Source organism: Pedobacter terrae, assembly GCF_900100705.1.
Taxonomy (GTDB): domain Bacteria; phylum Bacteroidota; class Bacteroidia; order Sphingobacteriales; family Sphingobacteriaceae; genus Pedobacter; species Pedobacter terrae.
In genome coordinates, this window is the sequence record NZ_FNCH01000052.1 from 1 (window position 1) to 1,578 (window position 1,578).

General features: G+C 49.2%; 1 protein-coding gene. It reads left to right on the forward strand.

Annotation, left to right across the window (positions count from 1 at the left end):
* A partial coding sequence (locus BLR60_RS25010; RefSeq protein ID WP_317039678.1) for an MBG domain-containing protein occupies positions 1-1,578 on the forward strand: 1,578 nt, incomplete at both ends.

Consider the following 1,578-nt stretch of genomic DNA (forward strand, 5'->3'; position numbering starts at 1 on the left):
AGCGAAGAGCAAAACCTATGGTGATGCCGATCCTGCTTTGACCTATACCTTTGCTCCGGCACTGGTAACGGGCGACAGTTTCAGCGGAAGCCTGATCAGAACACCAGGTGAAAATGTGGGTACTTATGCGATCAACCAGGGTACATTGGTCTTGAACAGCAATTATGCCGTTACTTATGTTGGTGCAGATTTAACGATCGGTGCAAAAGCCATCACGGTAACGGCTGCAGCGAAGAGCAAAACCTATGGTGATGCCGATCCTGCTTTGACCTATACCTTTGCCCCGGCACTGGTAACCGGCGACAGTTTCAGCGGAAGCCTGACCAGAACACCAGGTGAAAACGTGGGTACTTATGCGATCAACCAGGGTACCTTGGCCTTGAACAGCAATTATACCGTTACTTATATTGGTGCAGATTTAACGATCGGTGCCAAAACCATCACGGTAACGGCTGCAGCGAAGAGCAAAACCTATGGTGATGCCGATCCTGCCTTGACCTATACCTTTGCTCCGGCACTGGTAACCGGCGACAGTTTCAGCGGAAGTTTAACCAGAACACCAGGTGAAAATGTGGGTACTTATGCGATCAACCAGGGTACATTGGCCTTGAACAGCAATTATACCGTTACTTATGTTGGTGCAGATTTAACGATCGGTGCCAAAACCATTACGGTAACAGCGGCAGCGAAGAGCAAAACCTATGGAGATGCCGATCCTGCCTTGACCTATACCTTTGCTCCGGCACTGGTAACGGGCGACAGTTTCAGCGGAAGCCTGACCAGAACACCAGGTGAAAACGTGGGTACTTATGCGATCAACCAGGGTACATTGGCCTTGAACAGCAATTATACCGTTACTTATGTTGGTGCAGATTTAACGATCGGTGCAAAAACCATCACGGTAACGGCTGCAGCGAAGAGCAAAACCTATGGTGACGCCGATCCTGCTTTGACCTATACCTTTGCTCCGGCACTGGTAACGGGCGACAGTTTCAGCGGAAGCCTGACCAGAACACCAGGTGAAAACGTGGGCACTTATGCGATCAACCAGGGTACATTGGCCTTGAACAGCAATTATACCGTTACTTATGTTGGTGCAGATTTAACGATCGGTGCAAAAACCATCACGGTAACGGCTGCAGCGAAGAGCAAAACCTATGGTGATGCCGATCCTGCCTTGACCTACACCTTTGCTCCGGCTTTAGTTGGAACAGATACTTTCACGGGAAGTTTAACCAGAACACCAGGTGAAAACGTGGGTACTTATGCGATCAACCAGGGGACACTTGCACTAAGCAGCAATTATACCGTTACTTATGTTGGTGCTGATTTAACGATCGGTGCAAAAACCATCACGGTAACAGCTGCAGCGAAGAGCAAAACCTATGGTGATGCCGATCCTGCCTTGACCTACACCTTTGCTCCGGCACTGGTAACGGGCGACAGTTTCAGCGGAAGCCTGACCAGAACACCAGGTGAAAATGTGGGTACTTATGCGATCAACCAGGGTACATTGGCCTTGAACAGCAATTATACCGTTACTTATGTTGGTGCAGATTTAACGATCGGTGCAAAAAC